This is a genomic window from Streptomyces sp. NPDC005566, assembly GCF_040605575.1.
GTDB lineage: Bacteria > Actinomycetota > Actinomycetes > Streptomycetales > Streptomycetaceae > Streptomyces.
Genome location: NZ_JBEXDB010000030.1, coordinates 38584 through 59260, shown reverse-complemented (window position 1 = coordinate 59260; position 20677 = coordinate 38584). Strand labels below are relative to the sequence as shown.

At 67.4% G+C, this 20677-nt stretch carries 16 protein-coding genes; 7 read left to right on the top strand and 9 right to left on the bottom strand.

What is annotated here, in order from left to right; genetic code table 11:
* Nucleotides 1-262 precede the first annotated feature (262 nt).
* The 3 genes from ABZS61_RS32815 to thyX form a co-directional block, all read right to left on the bottom strand.
* Nucleotides 263-1948, bottom strand: a complete 1686-nt coding sequence (locus ABZS61_RS32815; protein ID WP_356429511.1) for a ribonuclease J — start codon at nucleotides 1946-1948, stop codon at nucleotides 263-265.
* 130 nt (nucleotides 1949-2078) lie between these two features.
* Nucleotides 2079-2978, bottom strand: coding sequence for a 4-hydroxy-tetrahydrodipicolinate synthase (gene dapA, locus ABZS61_RS32810; RefSeq protein WP_356429508.1), 900 nt, complete (start codon nucleotides 2976-2978; stop codon nucleotides 2079-2081).
* Nucleotides 2979-3130: 152 nt separating this feature from the next.
* Complete coding sequence (gene thyX / locus ABZS61_RS32805; RefSeq protein WP_356429505.1) at nucleotides 3131-3868, bottom strand: FAD-dependent thymidylate synthase; 738 nt, start codon at nucleotides 3866-3868, stop codon at nucleotides 3131-3133.
* Nucleotides 3869-4102: 234 nt separating this feature from the next.
* Between thyX and ABZS61_RS32800 the strand changes: the two genes are divergently transcribed.
* Nucleotides 4103-4342: a hypothetical protein gene (locus ABZS61_RS32800; RefSeq protein WP_356429502.1), complete on the top strand. Its 240-nt coding sequence runs from the start codon at nucleotides 4103-4105 to the stop codon at nucleotides 4340-4342.
* A 93-nt stretch (nucleotides 4343-4435) separates the two neighbouring features.
* Nucleotides 4436-4987, top strand: a complete 552-nt coding sequence (locus tag ABZS61_RS32795; protein ID WP_356429499.1) for a hypothetical protein — start codon at nucleotides 4436-4438, stop codon at nucleotides 4985-4987.
* A gap of 54 nt (nucleotides 4988-5041) precedes the next feature.
* Here the strand turns inward: ABZS61_RS32795 and ABZS61_RS32790 are convergent, their stop codons facing one another.
* The 6 genes from ABZS61_RS32790 to eccD all read right to left on the bottom strand — a co-directional run bounded on the left by ABZS61_RS32790 (nucleotide 5042) and on the right by eccD (nucleotide 12129).
* Complete coding sequence (locus ABZS61_RS32790) at nucleotides 5042-5494, bottom strand: hypothetical protein (RefSeq protein WP_356429497.1); 453 nt, start codon at nucleotides 5492-5494, stop codon at nucleotides 5042-5044.
* 14 nt (nucleotides 5495-5508) lie between these two features.
* Nucleotides 5509-6261 (bottom strand): 4-hydroxy-tetrahydrodipicolinate reductase, encoded by a 753-nt coding sequence (gene dapB, locus ABZS61_RS32785; protein ID WP_356429494.1) that lies wholly within the window; start codon nucleotides 6259-6261, stop codon nucleotides 5509-5511.
* Nucleotides 6262-6299: 38 nt separating this feature from the next.
* A complete protein-coding gene (locus ABZS61_RS32780; RefSeq protein WP_356429491.1) occupies nucleotides 6300-7679 on the bottom strand; it encodes a pitrilysin family protein in 1380 nt (459 codons plus the stop codon).
* A complete protein-coding gene (locus ABZS61_RS32775) occupies nucleotides 7676-9889 on the bottom strand; it encodes a polyribonucleotide nucleotidyltransferase (protein WP_356429514.1) in 2214 nt (737 codons plus the stop codon). Before ABZS61_RS32775 ends, ABZS61_RS32780 begins: the two co-directional genes overlap by 4 nt.
* Before the next feature lie 269 nt (nucleotides 9890-10158).
* Nucleotides 10159-10449, bottom strand: a complete 291-nt coding sequence (gene rpsO, locus ABZS61_RS32770) for a 30S ribosomal protein S15 (RefSeq protein ID WP_003965855.1) — start codon at nucleotides 10447-10449, stop codon at nucleotides 10159-10161.
* Nucleotides 10450-10626: 177 nt separating this feature from the next.
* The gene (gene eccD / locus ABZS61_RS32765; RefSeq protein ID WP_356429488.1) at nucleotides 10627-12129 is read right to left on the bottom strand and encodes a type VII secretion integral membrane protein EccD; all 1503 of its coding nucleotides are present in this window, start codon (nucleotides 12127-12129) and stop codon (nucleotides 10627-10629) included.
* Nucleotides 12130-12373: 244 nt separating this feature from the next.
* On the opposite strand from eccD, the gene eccCa reads away from it, so the two are divergent.
* The 5 genes from eccCa (at nucleotide 12374) to ABZS61_RS32740 (ending at nucleotide 20567) form a co-directional block, all read left to right on the top strand.
* On the top strand, nucleotides 12374-16342 hold the full coding sequence (eccCa, locus tag ABZS61_RS32760) for a type VII secretion protein EccCa (protein ID WP_356429485.1): 3969 nt from the start codon (nucleotides 12374-12376) through the stop codon (nucleotides 16340-16342).
* A 150-nt stretch (nucleotides 16343-16492) separates the two neighbouring features.
* A complete protein-coding gene (locus ABZS61_RS32755; RefSeq protein WP_356429482.1) occupies nucleotides 16493-16963 on the top strand; it encodes a hypothetical protein in 471 nt (156 codons plus the stop codon).
* A complete protein-coding gene (locus ABZS61_RS32750; protein WP_356429479.1) occupies nucleotides 16963-19272 on the top strand; it encodes a hypothetical protein in 2310 nt (769 codons plus the stop codon). The genes ABZS61_RS32755 and ABZS61_RS32750 overlap by 1 nt, the downstream gene beginning before the upstream one ends.
* On the top strand, nucleotides 19272-19889 hold the full coding sequence (locus ABZS61_RS32745) for a hypothetical protein (protein ID WP_356429476.1): 618 nt from the start codon (nucleotides 19272-19274) through the stop codon (nucleotides 19887-19889). The genes ABZS61_RS32750 and ABZS61_RS32745 overlap by 1 nt, the downstream gene beginning before the upstream one ends.
* 75 nt (nucleotides 19890-19964) lie before the next feature.
* Complete coding sequence (locus ABZS61_RS32740) at nucleotides 19965-20567, top strand: hypothetical protein (RefSeq protein ID WP_356429473.1); 603 nt, start codon at nucleotides 19965-19967, stop codon at nucleotides 20565-20567.
* The last annotated feature ends 110 nt before the right edge of the window (nucleotides 20568-20677 follow it).

Genomic DNA, 20677 nt, shown 5'->3' with positions numbered 1-20677 from the left:
TTCCGGCGATTCCAACTTTACCAGACTCTTTTCCGTTCCGTTTCCGGTCCGAATTTGATTCCGGTGGCCTGTGGACTGGCCTTTGCCTTTCGGCGGATTCGACTTTATCAGAGATTCTGAGTCGGAATTCCCGCCCCGCACGGTGTGCTCCCCGCGCATGGCTGCGCGCGGTGCTTCCCGGTCAGGCGGAGCCGTAAACGTACTGGAGCGGGGCGCCCCGATGCAAATCGAGGTGCCCCGCTCCTGGTTGGTGCGCTTCGGGTCAGACCTCGACGACGACCGGAAGGATCATCGGACGCCGGCGGTAGGTGTCGGAGACCCACTTGCCCACCGTGCGGCGGACGAGCTGCTGGAGCTGGTGCGGCTCCATCACTCCGTCCTGAGCGGACTTGTTGATCGCTTCCTCGACCTTGGGCACCACGGCGGTGAACGCACCGTCGTCGATACCGGAGCCGCGGGCCTGGATGTGAGGGCCGCCCACGATCTTGCCCGAGGAGCTGTCGACCACGATGAAGACCGAGATGATCCCCTCGTCTCCGAGGATGCGGCGGTCCTTGAGGGACGTCTCCGTGACATCGCCGACCGAGAGGCCGTCGACGTACACGTAGCCCGCCTGGACCTTCCCGACGATCTTGGCCTTGCCGTCGATGAGGTCGACGACGACGCCGTCCTCGGCGATGACGATGTGGTCCTTGGGTACGCCCGTCAGCGCGCCGAGCTCCGCATTGGCCCTGAGGTGGCGCCATTCGCCGTGGACCGGCATGAGGTTTTTCGGCTTGCAGATGTTGTAGAAGTACAGCAGCTCGCCGGCCGAGGCGTGGCCGGAAACGTGCACCTTGGCGTTGCCCTTGTGGACGACGTTGGCGCCCCAGCGGGTCAGGCCGTTGATCACGCGGTAGACCGCGTTCTCGTTGCCCGGGATCAGGGACGACGCGAGGATCACCGTGTCGCCCGGGACGATCCGGATCTGGTGGTCGCGGTTGGCCATCCGGGACAGGGCAGCCATCGGCTCGCCCTGCGAGCCCGTGCAGACCAGCACGACCTCGTCGTCGGGCAGGTCGTCGAGCGTCTTGACGTCGACGACCAGGCCCGCGGGGACCTTCAGATAGCCCAGGTCACGGGCGATGCCCATGTTGCGGACCATCGAGCGTCCGACGAAGGCGACGCGGCGGCCGTACTCGTGGGCGGCGTCCAGGATCTGCTGGATGCGGTGGACGTGGCTGGCGAAGCTGGCCACGATGATGCGCTTCTGGGCGTTCGCGAACACCGTGCGCAGGACGTTCGAGATGTCCCGCTCCGGCGGCACGAAGCCGGGGACCTCGGCGTTCGTCGAGTCGGAGAGGAGAAGGTCGATGCCCTCCTCGCTCAGCCGGGCGAAGGCGTGCAGGTCGGTGAGACGGCCGTCCAGCGGTAGCTGGTCCATCTTGAAGTCACCGGTCACGACGGCCATGCCCGCAGGGGTGCGGATGGCGACCGCCAGGGCGTCCGGGATGGAGTGGTTGACCGCGATGAACTCGCAGTCGAAGATCCCGATGCGCTCGCGCTGTCCCTCGGTCACCTCAAGGGTGTAGGGACGGATCCGGTGCTCCTGGAGCTTGGCCTCGATGAGCGCGAGGGTCAGCTTGGAGCCGATGAGCGGGATGTCCGCCTTCAGCCGGAGCAGATAGGGGACGGCACCGATGTGGTCCTCGTGGCCGTGCGTGAGGACGATGCCCTCGATGTCGTCCAGGCGGTCCCTGATGGTGGTGAAGTCCGGCAGGATCAGGTCGATGCCGGGCTGCTCCTCCTCAGGGAAGAGGACACCGCAGTCGACGATGAGCAGGCGTCCGCCGTACTCGAACACCGTCATGTTGCGGCCGATCTCGCCCAGGCCGCCGAGCGGGGTGACCCGCAGGGCGCCCTTCGGGAGCTTCGGCGGGGTACCGAGTTCAGGATGCGGATGACTCAAAAGACTCTCCTTACCACGCGCGCCACGTACCGCTGAGGGCACGTGGCGCGTATGTCATTCGTGCACTTGCTGTTGTCAGGTGGTGTTTCTGTTGCGAGTGACCTCGCGTATTCAGTTGTGAAGTCCGTGGTTACAGCTGTACCCCGCCGGCAGCCAGATCGATCTTGAGCTGGGCCGTCTCCTGTGCGGTGAGTTCCACCAGGGGCAGGCGCAGCGGGCCGGCGGGCAGGCCCTGCAGCGTGAGTGCGGCCTTGCTGGTGATCACGCCCTGGGTACGGAACATCCCGGTGAAGACGGGGAGCAGCTTCTGGTGGATCTCGGTGGCCTTCTGTACGTCGCCGCCGAGGTATGCCTCGATGAGCGCGCGCAGGTCAGGGGTGACGACGTGGCCGACGACGGAGACGATGCCGACGGCACCGACCGAGAGCAGCGGGAGGTTCAGCATGTCGTCGCCGGAGTACCACGCGAGGCCGGACTCGGAAATGGCCCAGCTGGCGCGGCCCAGGTCTCCCTTGGCGTCCTTGTTGGCGACGATACGGGGGTGCTCGGCCAGCCTTACCAGCGTCTCTGTGTCGATCGGCACACCACTGCGGCCGGGAATGTCGTAGAGCATCACCGGCAGTCCGGTGGAGTCCGCGATGGCGCTGAAGTGACGCAGGAGGCCTTCCTGCGGCGGCTTGTTGTAGTACGGCGTGACGGCGAGGAGGCCGTGGGCGCCGGAGCGCTCCGCGGTGCGGGCCAGCTCGATGCTGTGGCGGGTGTCGTTGGTGCCGATGCCGGCGACGACGTGGGCCCGGTCCCCCACGGCTTCGAGTACAGCCCTGACGAGCTGGTCTTTCTCCGCGTCGCTGGTGGTCGGGGACTCACCGGTGGTGCCGTTGACGACCAGGCCGTCATTGCCTGCGTCCACCAGATGGGCGGCGAGCCGCTGGGCACCGTCGAGGTCGAGTGCGCCGTCCGCCGTGAAGGGCGTGACCATAGCGGTGAGGACCCGCCCGAAGGGGGTCTGCGGAGTGGAGATCGGAGCCATGGGTAACACGCTACTCGTTGCTCGGAGCGCCGTGGTCCCTCGGGGGGACGGGGAAGTGGAGCCCGGCACTGCCTGCTCGGGGGTTCAGGCAGTACCGGGTCCGTTTGATCAGCCTAGATGAACTTCACGAAACGCCGCAATACGGACACCGCCTACGGGGCTACCCGTCCGTTTTTGTTGAAGGCGGCATGAGTGAGCGGCATGAGCTGCTGCCAGTGCTGCTCCATCTGTTCGCCGACCATTTCGATCTCGCGCTGCGGGAAGGACGGGACCTTCGCCAGTTCGTGCTGGGTACGCAGACCGAGGAAGTGCATCAGCGAGCGGGCGTTGCACGTGGCGTACATCGTGGAGAAGAGCCCGACCGGGAGTACCGCACGGGCGACCTCGCGGGCGACTCCGGCGGCGAGCATCTCCTGGTAGGCGTCATACGCCTGGCGGTAGGAGTCCTCCATGGCACGGCTGGTGAGCTCGTGCTGCTCCGGGGTGCCCTCGACGAATTCGTACTTGCCGGGGCGGCCCTGCTGGATGAGCTTGCGGGACTCCCCCGGGACGTAGAAGACCGGTTCGAGCTCCCTGTAGCGGCCCGATTCCTCGTTGTACGACCAGCCCACGCGGTGCCGCATGAACTCGCGGAACACGAAGATCGGGGCACTGATGAAGAAGGTCATCGAGTTGTGCTCGAACGGGCTTCCATGCCGGTCCCGCATCAGGTAATTGATGAGCCCCTTGGAGCGCTCGGGGTCCTTGGTGACCTCTTCCAGGGACTGCTCACCGGCCGTGGACACGCGGGCTGCGAACAGCACGTCGGAGTCGCCGGCGGCAGATTTCACCAGGTCAACGGTGACATCGCTACGGAAGTGAGCTTTCGTGGGCTCGGGGGTGTCGGTCACCGGCGGGGGTCCTTCCAATGGCGTCGCTCGGGCGGCGTCCACTCTACGGGCCCGGTCGGCGCGCATTATCCGGCGACTGCCGGGAAGGCGCCCGTCCGAGCGCCGCCGTCCGGGGGACGCGCATCCGTCCGCAGGAATTGTTGGACCCGTTCGGCGATTCGGGGCACCGATCGCCTCTCCCGTACGTCTGACTCATTAGCAGCACCCGTCACAGAGTTCAAGGAGAGTTTCCTCATGTTCCGCCGGCGTGAATCCGTCCCGTTCTCGTTCGTTGCCGAGGCCGACAGGTTCCGCAGTAATGTCACTCCGCCGCCCCGGGAGCGTGCCAGCGTCTCCCAGCTGGTCGGCCGTTCCCTCGTCGGGCTGACGGTGGTCGCGGGCCTCGCGGGATCGCTGCTGTTCGGCGTCCCCGCCCTCAGCACCGACCAGACGCCGACCCACGGTCAGAAGTCCGAGGCGTCCCGCCACCGCTGAGCCGTACGGGCCCCCTGGGGTGGTCGGCCGGTGGGGTGATCGGTAGCCTCACCGGGCACAGCAATCGAGCGTGCTTGTGAGTGAGGATCAGTCGTGCCCCTGCCCTTTCTGACGGCCGACCGCGCATTCGACGCGGGCGCAGAGGACATCGCGCTGCCGTTCGACGACCACGACAGCTGGCGGCGGCCCTACCGTCCCGGCCCGTGGCGGGTCGCAGCCGCGGCCACCGTGCTGCTGCTCGCGTCCTTCGTGCTGCTCGCGGCAATGATCATCTCGCTGGCCGGATCGATCTCCGCTGCCGGCGCGTGTTTCGTGCTCGCCGGGCTGTTGATCACCTGCGCGCTGCGGCTCCTGCGGGTCGGTGCCTGGGTCAGTCGGCACGGTGTGCGCCGGGTGGGCTTCTTCCGGACGACGACGGTGCCGTGGAACCAGGCCGCGTCGGTCCGCACGGTCCAGCAGCCGGTGAGGTGGCTGGGATTCCCGCGGACCGTCCAGGGCCAGGCCCTTGTCGTGGTGCGCCGGGGCGGTGAACCGCTGCCGCCGCTGGTCACGGACCACAACGCGGACTTCCTTGCCCGTGGCGAGGCGTTCGAGCGTGCCACCGACACGATCGAGGCCTGGGGCGACGAGTACCGCACGGACTGATCCTGACCCCACCATCGGGGCGCAGACCCCACCGACAAGCCGGTACGGCGCCGCTCAGGCGCGTACCGGCTTGTTCGCGTGCAGGGCGATGGCGCGCTGCATCGCCTTACGGGCCCGTGGGGTGTCCCTGGCGTCCTGGTAGGCGACGGCCAGCCGGAACCAGCAGCGCCAGTCGTCCGGGCTGTCCTCGGTCTCCTCGCGGCGCTGCGTGAAGACGGCGTCGGCGGAGTCCCGGTCGATACGCCCGGACGGGGTGCGCACAAGCTCGTCGACGGGGAGGCCGCCCTCCGCGTCCAGTTCCGCCGCGAGGGCGTTGGCCCTGCGGACGAACTGGGTGTTCTTCCAGAGGAACCAGATCCCGATCACCGGCAGGATCAATACCGCCACGCCGAAAGTGACCGTGAGCAGCGTGCCGTGCCGGATGAGGAGGACGCCGCGGCTGCCGGCCAGGACGAAGTAGAAGACCAGGACGGCAGCGGTGACGGCGTACGTGAGCTTTGCGCGCATGGGGTTGGGCCCAGTCAGTTCAGGTCGAGGAAGTGTTCCAGGCCGAAGGTGAGGCCGGGAGTGGTCACCACACGGCGGGTGCCGAGCAGGATGCCCGGCATGAAGCTGCTGTGGTGCAGCGAGTCGTGGCGGAGGGTGAGGGTCTCGCCCTCGCCGCCCAGCAGGACCTCCTGGTGGGCGAGGAGGCCTCGGAGCCGGACCGAGTGGACCGGGACTCCGTCGACGTCCGCGCCGCGGGCGCCGTCCAGTGCCGTGGCGGTGGCGTCCGGCTGCGGGGCGCAGCCGGCCGTCCGCCGGGCCTCGGCGATGAGCTGGGCGGTGCGGCTGGCGGTGCCGGAGGGGGCGTCCGCCTTGTCGGGGTGGTGGAGCTCGATGACCTCGACCGACTCGAAGTAGCGGGCGGCCTGCGCCGCGAACTTCATGGTGAGGACCGCGCCGATGGAGAAGTTCGGCGCGATGAGCACACCGGTCTCCGGGGAGCCGGAGAGCCAGGTGTTCAGCTGCGCGAGCCGTTCGTCGGTCCAGCCCGTGGTACCGACGACCGCGTGGATGCCGTGCCGGACACAGAAGTCGAGGTTGTCCATCACCGACGCGGGGGTGGTGAGCTCGACGACGGCCTGTGCGCCGGTTTCCGTGAGGGTCTCCAGCTTGTCGCCGCGGCCGAGTGCGGCCACCAGCTCCATGTCGCCGGCGGCCTCGACCGCTCGTACGGCCTCGGACCCGATGCGTCCCTGGGCGCCGAGAACGGCCACGCGCAGCTTGCTCATGTGCTCTGCTTCCTTGACTGAGGGGTGGAGAAACCGGGTCAGGAGACCGTTTCGTGGAGGCGGTCCGCCTGCTTGTCCTTGAGCGGCCCGATGACCGACAGCGAGGGACGGTGTCCGAGGACATCGGCCGCCACCGCGCGGACCTCGTCGGGGGTGACCGCCGCGATCTTCGCCAGCATGTCGTCGACCGACATCTGCTCGCCCCAGCACAGCTCGCTCTTGCCGATGCGGTTCATCAGCGCGCCGGTGTCCTCCAGGCCGAGGACGGTCGAGCCTGCGAGCTGGCCGATGGCACGGCTGATCTCCTCGTCACCGAGGCCGTCCGTCGCCGCACGGTCGAGCTCGTCGCGGCAGATCTTGAGGACGTCGTGCACCTGGCTGGGCCGGCAGCCCGCGTACACACCGAAGAGGCCGCAGTCGGCGAAGCCCGAGGTGTACGAGTACACGCTGTAGGCGAGGCCGCGCTTCTCCCGTACCTCCTGGAAGAGGCGTGAGCTCATGCCGCCGCCGAGTGCGGTGTTCAGGACGCCGAGCGCCCAGCGGCGCTCGTCGGTCCTGGCCAGGCCGGGCATGCCGAGGACGACGTGAGCCTGCTCGGTCTTGCGGTTCAGCAGCTCGACCCTGCCCGCGGTGCGCAGTGTGCGGGAGCCCTCGCGCGGCGTCTTGGGTACGGCGTCGGTCCTGGTAAGGGCGCCCGCACGCTCGAAGGCCCTGCGGACCTGGCGTACGACCGTGGCGTGGTCGACGTTGCCCGCCGCGGCGACGACGAGGTTCGTGGGGTCGTAGTGCTTCTTGTAGAAGCGGGCGATCTGGCCGCGGTTCAGCGCGTTGATCGTGTCGACCGTGCCGAGGACCGGACGGCCCAGCGGGGTGTCGCCGAGCATGGTGTGCGCGAACAGGTCGTGCACGCAGTCGCCCGGGTCGTCCTCCGTCATGGCGATCTCCTCGAGGATGACGCCGCGCTCGGCGTCGACGTCCTCGGGGGCGATCAGCGAGCCGGTCAGCATGTCGCAGACGACGTCGATGGCCAGCGGCAGGTCGGTGTCCAGGACCCGCGCGTAGTAGCAGGTGTACTCCTTCGCCGTGAAGGCGTTCATCTCGCCGCCGACCGCGTCGATGGCGGAGGAGATGTCGAGGGCGCTGCGCTTGGCGGTGCCCTTGAAGAGGAGGTGTTCGAGGTAGTGCGTCGCGCCGTTCAGGGTGGGCGTCTCGTCGCGTGATCCGACGTTGGCCCAGATCCCGAAGGTGGCGGAGCGGACGGAGGGCAGGGTCTCGGTGACGATCCTGAGGCCGCCGGGGAGGACCGTGCGGCGGACCGTGCCGATGCCGTTGCTGCCCTTGAGAAGCGTTTGGGTACGGGCGACGGCCCGCGCCTCCGAAGAGGTGCGGGCCGTCGTCACGGAACTACGGGACGTCACTTGTCGGTGTCGTCCTTCTTCTCGTCCTCTTCACCCTCGACGACGGGGATGAGGGAGAGCTTGCCGCGGGAGTCGATCTCCGCGATCTCGACCTGGACCTTGGCGCCGACGCCGAGCACGTCCTCGACGTTCTCCACGCGCTTGCCACCGGCGAGCTTGCGGATCTGCGAGATGTGCAGCAGGCCGTCCTTGCCGGGCATCAGGGAGACGAACGCACCGAAGGTGGTGGTCTTGACGACCGTACCCAGGTAGCGCTCGCCGACCTCCGGCATGGTCGGGTTGGCGATCGCGTTGATCGTGGCGCGGGCGGCCTCGGCCTGCGACCCCTGCTGGGCACCGATGTAGATGGTGCCGTCGTCTTCGATCGTGATGTCGGCGCCGGTGTCCTCCTGGATCTGGTTGATCATCTTGCCCTTGGGGCCGATGACCTCACCGATCTTGTCCACCGGGATCTTGACGGTGATGATCCGCGGGGCGTTCGGGGACATCTCGTCCGGGACGTCGATGGCCTCGTTCATGACGTCCAGGATGTGCAGACGCGCGTCACGGGCCTGCTTCAGCGCGGCGGCCAGGACCGAGGCGGGGATGCCGTCGAGCTTGGTGTCGAGCTGGAGCGCGGTCACGAACTGCTTCGTACCGGCGACCTTGAAGTCCATGTCGCCGAAGGCGTCCTCCGCACCGAGGATGTCGGTGAGGGCGACGTAGTGGGTCTTGCCGTCGATCTCCTCGGAGATCAGGCCCATGGCGATACCGGCGACGGCGGCCTTGAGGGGCACACCGGCGTTCAGCAGGGACATGGTGGAGGCGCAGACCGAGCCCATGGACGTCGAGCCGTTGGAGCCCAGCGCCTCGGAGACCTGGCGGATCGCGTAGGGGAAGTCCTCGCGCGACGGCAGCACCGGCACGATGGCGCGCTCGGCGAGCGCGCCGTGGCCGATCTCGCGGCGCTTGGGCGAGCCCACGCGGCCGGTCTCACCGACGGAGTACGGCGGGAAGTTGTAGTTGTGCATGTAGCGCTTGCGGGTCACCGGGGAGAGGGTGTCCAGCTGCTGCTCCATACGGAGCATGTTAAGGGTGGTGACGCCCAGGATCTGGGTCTCGCCACGCTCGAACAGCGCCGAGCCGTGCACGCGCGGGATGGCCTCGACCTCGGCGGCGAGCGTACGGATGTCCGTGACGCCACGGCCGTCGATGCGGACCTTGTCCTTGATGACGCGCTCGCGGACCAGCTTCTTGGTCAGCGCGCGGTAGGCACCGGAGATCTCCTTCTCACGGCCCTCGAAGGCCGGGAGGAGCTTCTCGCCCGCAATCTCCTTGATGCGGTCCAGCTCCGCCTCGCGCTCCTGCTTGCCGGCGATGGTGAGCGCCTTGGCGAGCTCGGTGCGAACGGCACCGGTGAGCGCCTCCAGGACGTCGTCCTGGTAGTCGAGGAAGACCGGGAACTCGCCGGTGGGCTTGGCAGCCTTGGCGGCGAGGTCGGACTGGGCCTTGCAGAGCGCCTTGATGAAGGGCTTCGCGGCTTCGAGACCGGCTGCGACGACCTCTTCGGTCGGGGCCTCGGCACCGTCCTGGACGAGCTGGATGGTCTTCTCGGTGGCCTCGGCCTCGACCATCATGATCGCGACGTCGCCGTCCTCGAGGACGCGACCGGCGACGACCATGTCGAAGACGGCGTCCTCGAGCTCGGTGTGCGTCGGGAACGCGACCCACTGGCCCTTGATCAGGGCGACGCGGGTGGCGCCGATCGGGCCGGAGAAGGGCAGGCCCGCCAGGATCGTGGAAGCGGAGGCGGCGTTGATCGCGACCACGTCGTACAGGTGGTCGGGGTTGAGCGCCATGATCGTCTCGACGATCTGGATCTCGTTGCGCAGGCCCTTCTTGAAGGAGGGGCGCAGCGGCCGGTCGATCAGGCGGCAGGTGAGGATCGCGTCCTCGGAGGGGCGGCCCTCCCGGCGGAAGAAGGAGCCGGGGATCTTGCCGGCGGCGTACTGCCGCTCCTCGACGTCCACCGTGAGGGGGAAGAAGTCGAGGTTGTCCTTGGGCCGCTTGGAAGCGGTGGTGGCCGACAGCACCATGGTGTCGTCGTCCAGGTACGCGACGGCGGAGCCGGCGGCCTGCTTGGCGAGGCGGCCCGTCTCGAAGCGGATGGTGCGGGTGCCGAAGGTTCCGTTGTCGATAACGGCCTCGGCGTAGTGGGTCTCGTTCTCCACTAGTGATTTCTCCATACTCGTCGTCTTTCGTCCTGGCGCCCGTATGGCGCAGGACGGTGCGGAGAGGCGCACCTTGCGTGCGGGGCCGGTCTTCGATCGAAGCTCCCGGGCGTTGTCCCGGGGGCCACTACCGAGGACCGGCGGCGGCGGCCGTAGGCGCCTCTCCTCGTTCTCGTGCGTCCAGGTTACTGAGCCTGACCCCGGTCCCGCACGTACAGCAAAGGGAGCGGCCCCCTGGAATCGGGGAACCGCTCCCTCCCACAGCGTCCTTACTTGGCGCCGCCGGCCGCACCACGGCGGATGCCGAGGCGGTCGACGAGCGCACGGAAGCGCTGGATGTCCTTCTTGGCCAGGTACTGAAGGAGGCGGCGACGCTGGCCGACCAGGATCAGCAGACCACGACGGGAGTGGTGGTCGTGCTTGTGCGTCTTGAGGTGCTCCGTCAGGTCCGAGATCCGGCGGGAGAGCATGGCGACCTGGACCTCGGGGGATCCGGTGTCACCCTCCTTCTGGGCGAACTCGGACATGATCTGCTTCTTCGTAGCGGCGTCGAGCGGCACGCGTACTCCTCTTGATGTTCGATGCGCCCACGAGTGCCCCTGGTCTTGATCTCAGGGGAGCTTCCATGACTCGGAGGCGAAGGTCCGATGAGCGCAGCCCCCAGAACGATCCGGGGACGCGTACACAAACGGCCACTGGTCAGAGTACCAGCCGTTCGGAGCGCCCCCGGACGGGTGTCAGCTGGTGAGTGCGCGGATCGAGTGGTAGACCTCGAAAACGGCGAGGCACAGCGGCAGCAGCGTCAGGAGCACGCACGCCTCGGCGATCTCCAGGAAGCGGCCCCAGAACGGGGTGACTCCCTTGCGCGGCACGATCAGCCCTATGGCCGTGATCAGCGCGGCGACACCGGCGACCGCGGCGGTGAGCCAGATCGTACGGATGTCGAGTCCGCCGCTGTCCCCCTTGAACGCCTCACGGATCAGCGCTACCGGCGGGTTGAGCGACAGTCCGAGGCCGAGGAGCACGAGTGCGGCGAGGCCCGCCCCCAGGGCGCAGCCGACCTGGGCGGTGTAGCGGAACAGGTGAGCGCGCATCAGCATCGCGATGCCGGTGGCGAGGGCCAGCAGCTGGCCCCAGATGCTGTCCGAGAACCCGAGCACCGCTGCGGCCCCTACGGCCACCAGCGCACATCCGCCGACCAGGCCGACGAGCAGTTCGTGGCCGCGGCGCGCCTGGGCGGCGATGCGGGCGGCGTCGACCGGGCCCTGCGGCGCCGGGTCGGACGCCCCGTAGTCGCCCGTGGTGGTGCGGGGCGGCTCGAAGCCGATCGGGAGGCGGGCGAAGCGGGTGGAGAGTCCGGGCAGGAAGGCGAGGAGCCCCACGGAGAGGGGGGCGCACACGGCCGCGGTCTCGGCCGGCTCCATGCCGGTCATGATCGCGATGAAGGTCACCAGCAGGCCGATGGCCGAGGCGAACACGAACGCGACGAACGTGCCGTCACCCTCGGGGGCGGCGATCATGAGGATCACCGAGGCCACGAGCACGGCGGCGCAGGCGAGCAGGAACTGGAGCCTGCCGATGCCCTGGCCGTCGCTGAGCGGCAGGAGCCCGGCTCCGGCGACCGCGGAGTTGGCGAGCACGCCGATCCCCAGCGAGATGGACGAACCTCGGTCCGCGTACACACGCGCGCGCACGCAGGCCAGCGCGAGAAGGAGCAGGGCGGTGACGGCCGCCAGGATGCCCGGCAGGCCGTGCATGTCGTGCCGGACGTCGGAGGTCCACAGCACGAAGCCGAGCAGGACCAGCAGGACCGATCCGCCGAAGAGTCCGGCCGAGCGCATGAGGCTGTCGCCCCAGAGGGTGCGGTCGCGGGCGACGGCGGTGGCGACGGCGTCGGACACGTCGTCGAAGACCGCGGGGGGCAGCGATTCGGAGAAGGGCCGCAGGGACAGCAGCTCGCCGTCGAGGATGCGCTGGCCGGCCAGCGTGCGTCCGCTGTCGAGGACGGTGCCGTCGCGGCGCACCAGGTGGTAGCCGACCGGGGCGCCCGGGGTGGGGCTCTGCCCCGACAGGCGGAGGATCTCCGGGTAGAGGTCGGCGACGGGGATGTCCTCGGGCAGCGCCACGTCGACGCGGCCGTCGGGCGCGACGACCGTGATCCGGCAGAAGCCGGTTCCGTTGCCGGCCGGAACTCCGGGACCCGTCCGGCCGGATCCGGTAGCCGCCGTTTGGGCCGTCATAGTCACGTGCTGCTCCCCCTCGTGGTTCTCCTGGATCTCCGGGATACGCACCCCTGGATCATGGGCTCCGCCTGCGTCCCGAATGACCTATTTTTTTGCGGTAGTTAGCGGATGCGTACACCGTCGCGACACCCTACCGCCCTGGGGTCACCGGGTACGCCAGTAGGATCCTCCCGCGGACGGAACCCGTCGCCACGGGGGCGCCGATAGGAACAGTTCCGTCCGGCAAGGGAATTGGTGAGCTGTGAGCCAGATCGTCGTCAAGCGCCCACCGCGGGCCCTCCCCTCCGAAGTTCCGGGCGAGCAGGTGCACTTGCAACCTCCGCCCGAGTTGCCTCGCGGGCAGCAGGAGGGGGTGATGATGCAGCTGCTGCCGATGCTCGGCATGGGTGGTTCCGTCGTCTTCTTCTTCATGACGCCGAACCCCATCATGCGGATCATGGGCATGATCATGATCGCGTCGACGGTCGCGATGGCCATTTCGATGATCATTCGCTTCCGGCGCGGCACCCAGGGGCAGCTCGCGGACATGCGGCGCGACTACCTCAAGTACCTGACGCAGACCAGACGCGTCGTACTGAAGACCGCCCGGGAGCAGCGCGATGCGCAGTTCTATCTCCACCCGTCCCCGGAGCAGTTGTGGGCGCTCGTCGCCGAGGGCAGCCGGGTGTGGGAGCGCCGCATCGGGGACGCCGACTTCGCGCACGTACGCATCGGCCTCGGCAGCCAGGAACTCGCCACGCCGCTCGTCGCACCCGACACCGCACCGGTCGATGAACTGGAGCCGCTGACCGCCGGGGCGATGCAGCAGTTCCTGACGACCCACAGCACGCTGGACGGGCTGCCGATGGCGGTCTCGCTCCGCGCCTTCTACCACCTGACGATCAGCGGCGAGGCGGAGTCCGCGCGGGCCGCCGCCCGCGCGATGGTCGGGTCACTCGCCTCGCTGCACTCCCCCGAGGACCTGATCATCGCCGTCGCGGCCGGCCGCGGCGCCGCTCCGCGCTGGGAGTGGGCGAAGTGGCTCCCGCACGTCCAGGTGCCGGGCTCCGTCGACGGCGCCGGCAGCCGTCGCCTGCTCACCACCGATGTCGCGGAACTGGAGGAGATGCTCGCGGGCCGTTTCGACGGCCGGCCCCGCTTCCAGCCGGGTGGCCAGCCGCTCCTCGACCAGCCGCACATCGTCGTCGTCCTCGACGGCGAATCCGTACCGGCGACATCCGCGCTCGCATCGGCCGAGGGCCTTCAGGGCGTGACGGTCGTCGAGATCGTCACGGGCCAGGTCAACGGAGCGCGCGGCGGCCTCTCCATCGTGGTGGACCCCCACTCGCTGCAGCTGGAGTCGGGGCACGGCCTGGTGTACGACGGCCTTCCCGACCTGCTGAGCCACGAGGCCGCGGAGGCACTGGCACGGCAACTGGCCCCGCTCCACGTGGCCTCGGGCGGAGACGACGACGAACCGCTCCTCGCCAACCTGGAGTTCACCGATCTGCTGAACCTCGGTGACGCCGCGTCGGTCGACGTGAGCCGGACCTGGCGTGCACGCTCGCAGGCGGAGCGGCTCCGGGTCCCGATCGGCGTGGGCGAGGACGGCTCCCCGGTGATGCTGGACCTCAAGGAGGCGGCGCAGGAAGGCATGGGGCCGCACGGCCTGTGTGTCGGCGCCACCGGTTCCGGCAAGTCCGAGCTGCTCCGCACGCTCGTACTGGGTCTTGCCGTCACCCATACCTCGGAGACGCTGAACTTCGTCCTCGCGGACTTCAAGGGTGGCGCCACCTTCGCCGGTATGGCGCAGATGCCCCACGTCGCAGCGGTGATCACCAACCTCGCGGACGACCTGACGCTGGTGGACCGCATGGGCGACTCCATCAGCGGTGAGCTCAACCGCCGCCAGGAGATGCTGCGCGACGCGGGCAACTACGCCAACATCCACGACTACGAGAAGGCGCGGGCCGCGGGTGCACCGCTGCAGCCCATTCCCTCCCTCGTCCTGGTGATCGACGAGTTCAGCGAACTGCTGACCGCGAAGCCGGACTTCATCGAGATGTTCGTGCAGATCGGGCGCATCGGCCGTTCGCTGGGCGTCCATCTGCTGCTGGCCTCGCAGCGCCTCGAGGAGGGACGACTGCGCGGCCTGGAGACCTATCTGTCGTACCGGATCGGTCTGCGTACGTTCTCCGCGGGCGAATCACGTGCCGCGCTGGGGGTGCCCGACGCCTACCACCTGCCCAATGTGCCCGGTTCGGGCTATCTGAAGTACGGCACGGACGAGATGGTGCGCTTCAAGGCGGCGTACGTCTCCGGGGTGTACCGCTCCGGCGCCCAGCCGGCCGCGTCCTCCGGTCCCCTGCCGGTGGACCGCAGGCCGGTGGTGTTCACCGCGGCTCCGGTTCCGGTGCGCTACGTACAGCCGACGGCCCAGGCCTCCGTACCGGATGCGCGCAAGGCCGAGGACGACGCGCTCGCCGACACGGTGCTCGACGTGATCGTGCGCCGGCTGGAGGGCCGGGGGGCCTCCGCACACCAGGTGTGGCTGCCTCCGCTGGACAACCCGCCGTCGCTGGACGAGCTCCTGCCGGGGCTCTCCCCGGTCGAGGGCCGTGGACTGACCCAGCCCGGGTTCGAAGGTTCGGGGCGCCTCGTCGTCCCGCTGGGTGTGGTCGACAAGCCGTACGAGCAGCGGCGCGACACGCTCTACCGGGACTTCTCCGGCGCTGCGGGCCACATGCAGATCACGGGCGGTCCGCAGTCGGGCAAGTCCACGCTGCTGCGCACGCTCATCGCGGGCTTCGCCCTCACCCACACACCGCAGGAGGTCCAGTTCTACGGGCTCGACTTCGGTGGCGGCGGCCTGGCCTCGGTCTCCGGTCTGCCGCATGTCGGAGGGATCGCGTCCCGTCTCGACCCCGAACGGGTGCGTCGCACGGTCTCCGAGGTGTACGGGATCATGGCGCGCCGTGAGGAGTACTTCCGCAGCGCGGGCATCGACTCGATCGCCACGTTCCGCAGGCTGCGGGCGCGCGGTGAGATCTCGGCGACGGACCAGCCGTGGGGCGACGTCTTCCTGCTCATCGACGGCTGGGGCAACTTCCGTACGGACTACGAGGGCCTGGAGTCGGCCGCCGTCGACATCGCGCAGCGCGGGCTCGGCTACGGCATCCACCTGATCGTCACGGCGTCGCGTTCCATGGAGGTCCGGGCCAACCTGAAGGACCACCTGATGAACCGGCTCGAACTGCGGCTCGGTGACGTCATGGACTCCGAGCTGGACCGCAAGGCCGCGGTCAACGTGCCTGCGGGTGTACCCGGCCGCGGACTCACACCGGAGAAGCTCCACTTCATGGCCGCGGTACCGCGGATCGACGGCATCAACTCCGACAGCGACCTCTCCGAGGCCACGGCGGCCATGAACCAGGAGGTCGCCCGGCACTGGACCGCGGCGCCCGCCCCCGCGGTCCGCCTGCTGCCCCGCGAACTCCCGGTCCGCGAACTGCCCGCGGGCTACGCGCAGCCGGACCGGGGCATCGCCTTCGGTATCGACGAGAACAACCTGGAACCGGTCTTCCTCGACTTCGAGCGCGACCCGTTCTTCCTCGTGTTCGGCGAGAGCGAGTCCGGCAAGTCGAATCTGCTGCGCCTGCTCATCAAGCAGCTGACCGAGAGGTACGAAGGGAACACCGCCAAGTTCTTCGTCATCGACAACCGGCGAGCGCTCCTGGACGTCACTCCCGCGACGCACCTGGCGGAGTACGTGCCCATGTCCAACAACATGGAGCACCACACGGACGCGCTGTACGACCTGATGAAGCGTCGTACGCCCTCGCCCGAGGTCACCGCCCAGGAGCTGCGCGACCGCAGCTGGTGGAGCGGCCCGACGGTGTACGTGGTCGTCGACGACTACGACCTGGTCTCCACGTCCAGCGGCAACCCGCTGGCCGCGCTCACCGAGATGCTGCCGTTCGCACGTGACGTCGGCGTGCGGTTCATCATCGCCCGCAGTACGGCGGGGGCGGGCCGCGCGCTGTACGAGCCCTTCATGCAGCGCATCCTGGAACTGGGCGCGCAGGGCATCATGCTGTCCGGCGACCCCATGGAGGGCGACATCCTCGGCAACGTACGACCGCGTCCTATGCCTCCGGGGCGCGGGGTCTTCGTCACCCGTCGCCGCGGGAACCCGCTGGTGCAGTCCGGGCTGATGGACGGGGACCGGTAGGGCCTTATCGCGTATTGCCGGAGGCGGCGGGGCGGGCGGTGACAGCAGGCAACGTGCCGCTGCCCGCCCGCCTCGGCTTGTGGGCCGGCGCCGGGACGCAAATGATTCCGGCAGTCCGGCATTCCAGTACTACCTGAGGGGATTCTGCTCATGTCATGGGCCGAATGGGAGCAGCTGAAGGCCGATGCGGCCGACAAGGGCGGCACGCAGATGCAGCTCAACAAGGCCGGACCCGGGGGCGGCGGGGGCAATAAGGGCGACCTCGCCGTGAACCAGACGGACCTGTCGGGCGTCCGCGACGAGGCCTCCAAGCTGAACACCCGCTTGCATAAAGAGGCCCGTGTCGCGGTGCCCACAAGCGAAACAGCGGCAGGCAACCTCACCACTCAGGGCTTCGAACTCGGAGGAGCCCTCCAGCATGTGGCGGACCGGTGGGACACGCAGCTCAAGTCCCTCATGGACGCCTGTGGGCACATATCGAACCATATGGACTTCACTAAGTACGTGCACCAGGGTGACGACCAGTACGTGAGAAGCAGCGTCAGCAGTATCGCCGCGCTCGACCAGGCTTTCGACGACAGCAACGCGCCCAAGGGTGAGAAGAACAAGGCGGACAACTGATGGACCTGGAAACCTTGCACTTCGCCAAGTTCGGACACTTGGACGCCGCCGTCACCGACTGGTCGACGATGGTGACCAACCTCGCCGCCCTCAAGGAGGACGCCCAGGACGGTCTCAAGGCGAAGGCCGACAAGGCCGACTGGTCCGGCGGGAACGCCAATGTCACCAGAGGGTTCGTCGATAAGACTGTGCGTGAGTTCGACGACGCCCACAAGCAGGCCACATCCCTGAGGAACATCCTCAAGGACACGCGCGACGAGTTGAAGGCGTATCAGGGCAAGCTCAACGAGGCCCTGGAACGGGGGAGGGCGAAGAACCTCACGGTCGTCACGACAGGTGGTGGTGGTTTCACGGTCACGATGAACATCCACCCGGACCGTGCGGCGGGGGGGACGACCGTCCCCGCGCACAGCCAAAACGACGTCACCGCTCTCCGCGACGAGATCCAGAAGATTCTCGACAATGCGACCGAGAGCGACCACACGGGGTCCGTCGCACTCAAGGCCCTTGCAGACCAGGCCGATCTCGGATTCACAGGCGCCGACTACAAGGACCGGGACTCCGCCGCCGCCGCGATCAAGGAGGCCGACGAGTTGTCGGCGATCGCGAAGAAGAAGCCGGAGGACCTCACGGTCAAGGAGTTCGACCGGCTCAACGCCGGGCTGGAGAAGATGGCGGGAGACGAGCTGTTCGCCGCCCGCTTCGCGGAGAACCTGGGTGCTCAGGGAACGCTGGACTTCTGGGCAGGCCTGAACGATCCCCGTCGCGCGTATGACATCGGCAGGCAGAGGGTCGACCAGTACGACGAACTGCAGAAGAACCTGAGCCTCACCCTGGCCACCGCCAGCCAGAGCGACACACAGGGAATGGCGAACTGGAAGCGGGACATGGTGGATCTCGGCGGCCAGCCGATTTCCAAGAACTCCGGCACCCTGGGCTTCCAGGTGATGAGCAACCTGATGCGATGGGGCAACTACGACGACAAGTTCCTCAACGACTACGGCAACGAGCTGATCAATACCGAGAAGAAGTTCACCGACAACGGACGCCACGGCGCCTGGACGCACATGGGGATGGACCCGCTCCTCAATCGGACGGGATCCGACTCGGGTTCGGACCCGATGACCGGCTTCATGAAGGCGCTCTCGAACAGTCCTGCCGCTGCTACGGAATTCTTCAGCGACACCTTCGTAACGAAGGAAGAGGATCACGACTTCAAGGAAGACACCGATGGGGACGGAAAGAAGGGGATGAGGGAACTCAGCAACTTCGACTACCTCTTCGGGGAGCGGGACTGGCCGGAGGACCAGAACGACAAGGGTGACGACAGCATCGCCGGGCGGAACGCCATGGCCTTGGCTCTGGAAGCGGCGACAACCGGTCACCCGGCAGGCGAAATGCCTACGGCGGATACGCCTGCACACAACGCGGACCAGGCAGCACTGACAAAGAGCATGATCGAGACCATCTCGGAAAAGCCTGAGCTTCTGAACGACAACAGTTACATGTCTGACAGCATCGGACAGATCGCAGCAGAATACATGCCGGATATTCACCGGTCACTGAATGCGAACCGGGAGGGCCAGGAGAATCTCTTCCCCATCGCAGGATCTGCGGCCTCGGTCAAGGAGAGCGACACGACACGCTTCCTCTACATGCTGGGCCGAAACCCCGAGGGATACGCGGCGGTGAATGCTGGGCAGCACAGCTATACGTCACACCTGATGGAGTTCCACTTCCGCAACCCGGACGCATTCATCAACGACCCCGGTTTCTCCGAAATGGAAAATCTGAAGCAAACGATCACATCGACTGCCGAAGCGGCCGGGGAGATCCAGGGAACCATTGGCGCAGGTCGCTCGTACGAGGGAGAAATAGAGGGAGGCTCCAAGGACGCCGACTACAACAAGGCGATCGAGACTACGAGCACCTGGGTAGGCAGCGCTGTCGGCATCGGCGTCGGAATCGGCACGGCCCCGATGCTCGGACCGGGTGGGATCGTCGCAGGGGGTGTGGCCGGTACTGCTGCGGATGAAATTATCGGAGCATTCACCGAAGGCATGATGAAAGACAGTTCCGGGGAGGTCATCTACAGCAACGGGCAAGATATGGATGCAACAAAGGAATCGACCTACAAGCTTGTCGAGAAGGCTGCGGAGACAGCCGGTGAGCGGTCAGGGAACCCGTCGCCGCACATCGTCGCTTCCGTGGCGCCCTCAGCAGAGGAGGGGTTCAACAACGCAAGCACCAACATTCGATCCTCCCTCGACGGCGAGGGGATGCCAAGGAAGCTCGAGGAGAAGAAGTAATGAACAAGAGCAAGGTGCGCATTCTCGCAGCAAGCCTGGCTGCGGCCACAGCTTTGGGGGGCGGCGCCGCCTACCTGCTTGAAATCCCGCCGTTCGAAGGCGTCGGGACCATCGAGGCAGGGGAGATATGCAAGAATCTCGGCTCTGCGGATAAAGTCGTCCCCGCCCTCAGGGAAGTAGCCCCACGCAAACCTGATTATTCGTTCACGGAACAGGATAACCAGGGGCTGAACTCCTATTTTTCCGGCTGCCACGGACAGACGGAGGACACAGAGTTCCTTGTCACCCGAACCGAGTACACGGCACTGGGCGGCTCATTCGAGAGTTGGCTCAATGGGCCGGCAAGCAAGATGGTCGACACGGAAGATCCGAAGAATTTCGACAGATTCGGCACCGCCACCGACACTTGGGGAGCCGTGTCGAAAAGCAAGGCGGCAGTGTCCGTCCCCTGCCTCCCCGACAAAAAGAAAAGACTGACCACCATTGTTCTGTTGTGGTACTCGGCGGAGCCCGACAGAAGCAATGACCGTTACCGTCAAGAACTGATCGACCTGGCCACGAGCTCGGCAGAATTCGCCCACAAAGACGCTGGATGCACCCTTCCCTTCAAAGTTTGACTAAACGCCAGCCCGTAAAGGGCGCTGGACACTCGGGATGCACCCACGGCTTTAGGTATTTGAAAGAGACAGGCGTTGGACACCCTGAACGTGATCGTCATAGTGCTGGCTGCCGGACTCGTTGCCATGGGCTGCGTCAAGGCGGACCGGGTCCGTGGGTGGCGCCGGTCGTTCAATCCTTCGGCACCGGAACTTCCCGATTCCGCCTTCATCGCCGCTCGTGTCGTCCTCTTCGGGATGGCAGGTGCCTGCCTCTTTTCGGCGTTCCAGTTCATGGCCGTGGTCGCCGATGCGGAGTGGAGCGATGACGAACTGGCCAGTGCGGTCAGCCAGGCCACGGCAGAGCTGGACGGCACTTCGCGCTTTGGCGACATCTTCGGTGACGACAGCGGATTCGATGAGGAATTCGCGACCATGATCGAGGAAGAGGTCGTCGAGAACGGTGGCGGTGGCGCCCCGCAGAGCGGCGTGGACGCCGGCCCCACACCCTCGAACAAGCCCTCCGACGCCGACTACACGGTCAAGGCTTCCGGCGCCGACGCAGCGTTCTGCCTGCACGTCGTACGCACGCGGTCGAAGGACGGGGACTATGAGCCCCCTGGGATAGCAGGCAATCCCGGCTCCGTGACAGTCCCGAACTACGACTTCGCGGTGACGAGCCGCAGGGGCGAGTGCTGAGTGCGATTCTTCCCTCTCAGCGTCGCTTTCCAGCGCTGCCAGGAGAGGCGTGGGCGGCTGGGACGCGGTTGTCCGTCACATTTCGAGCGGAGCTAGCGACGTCGGCCCTG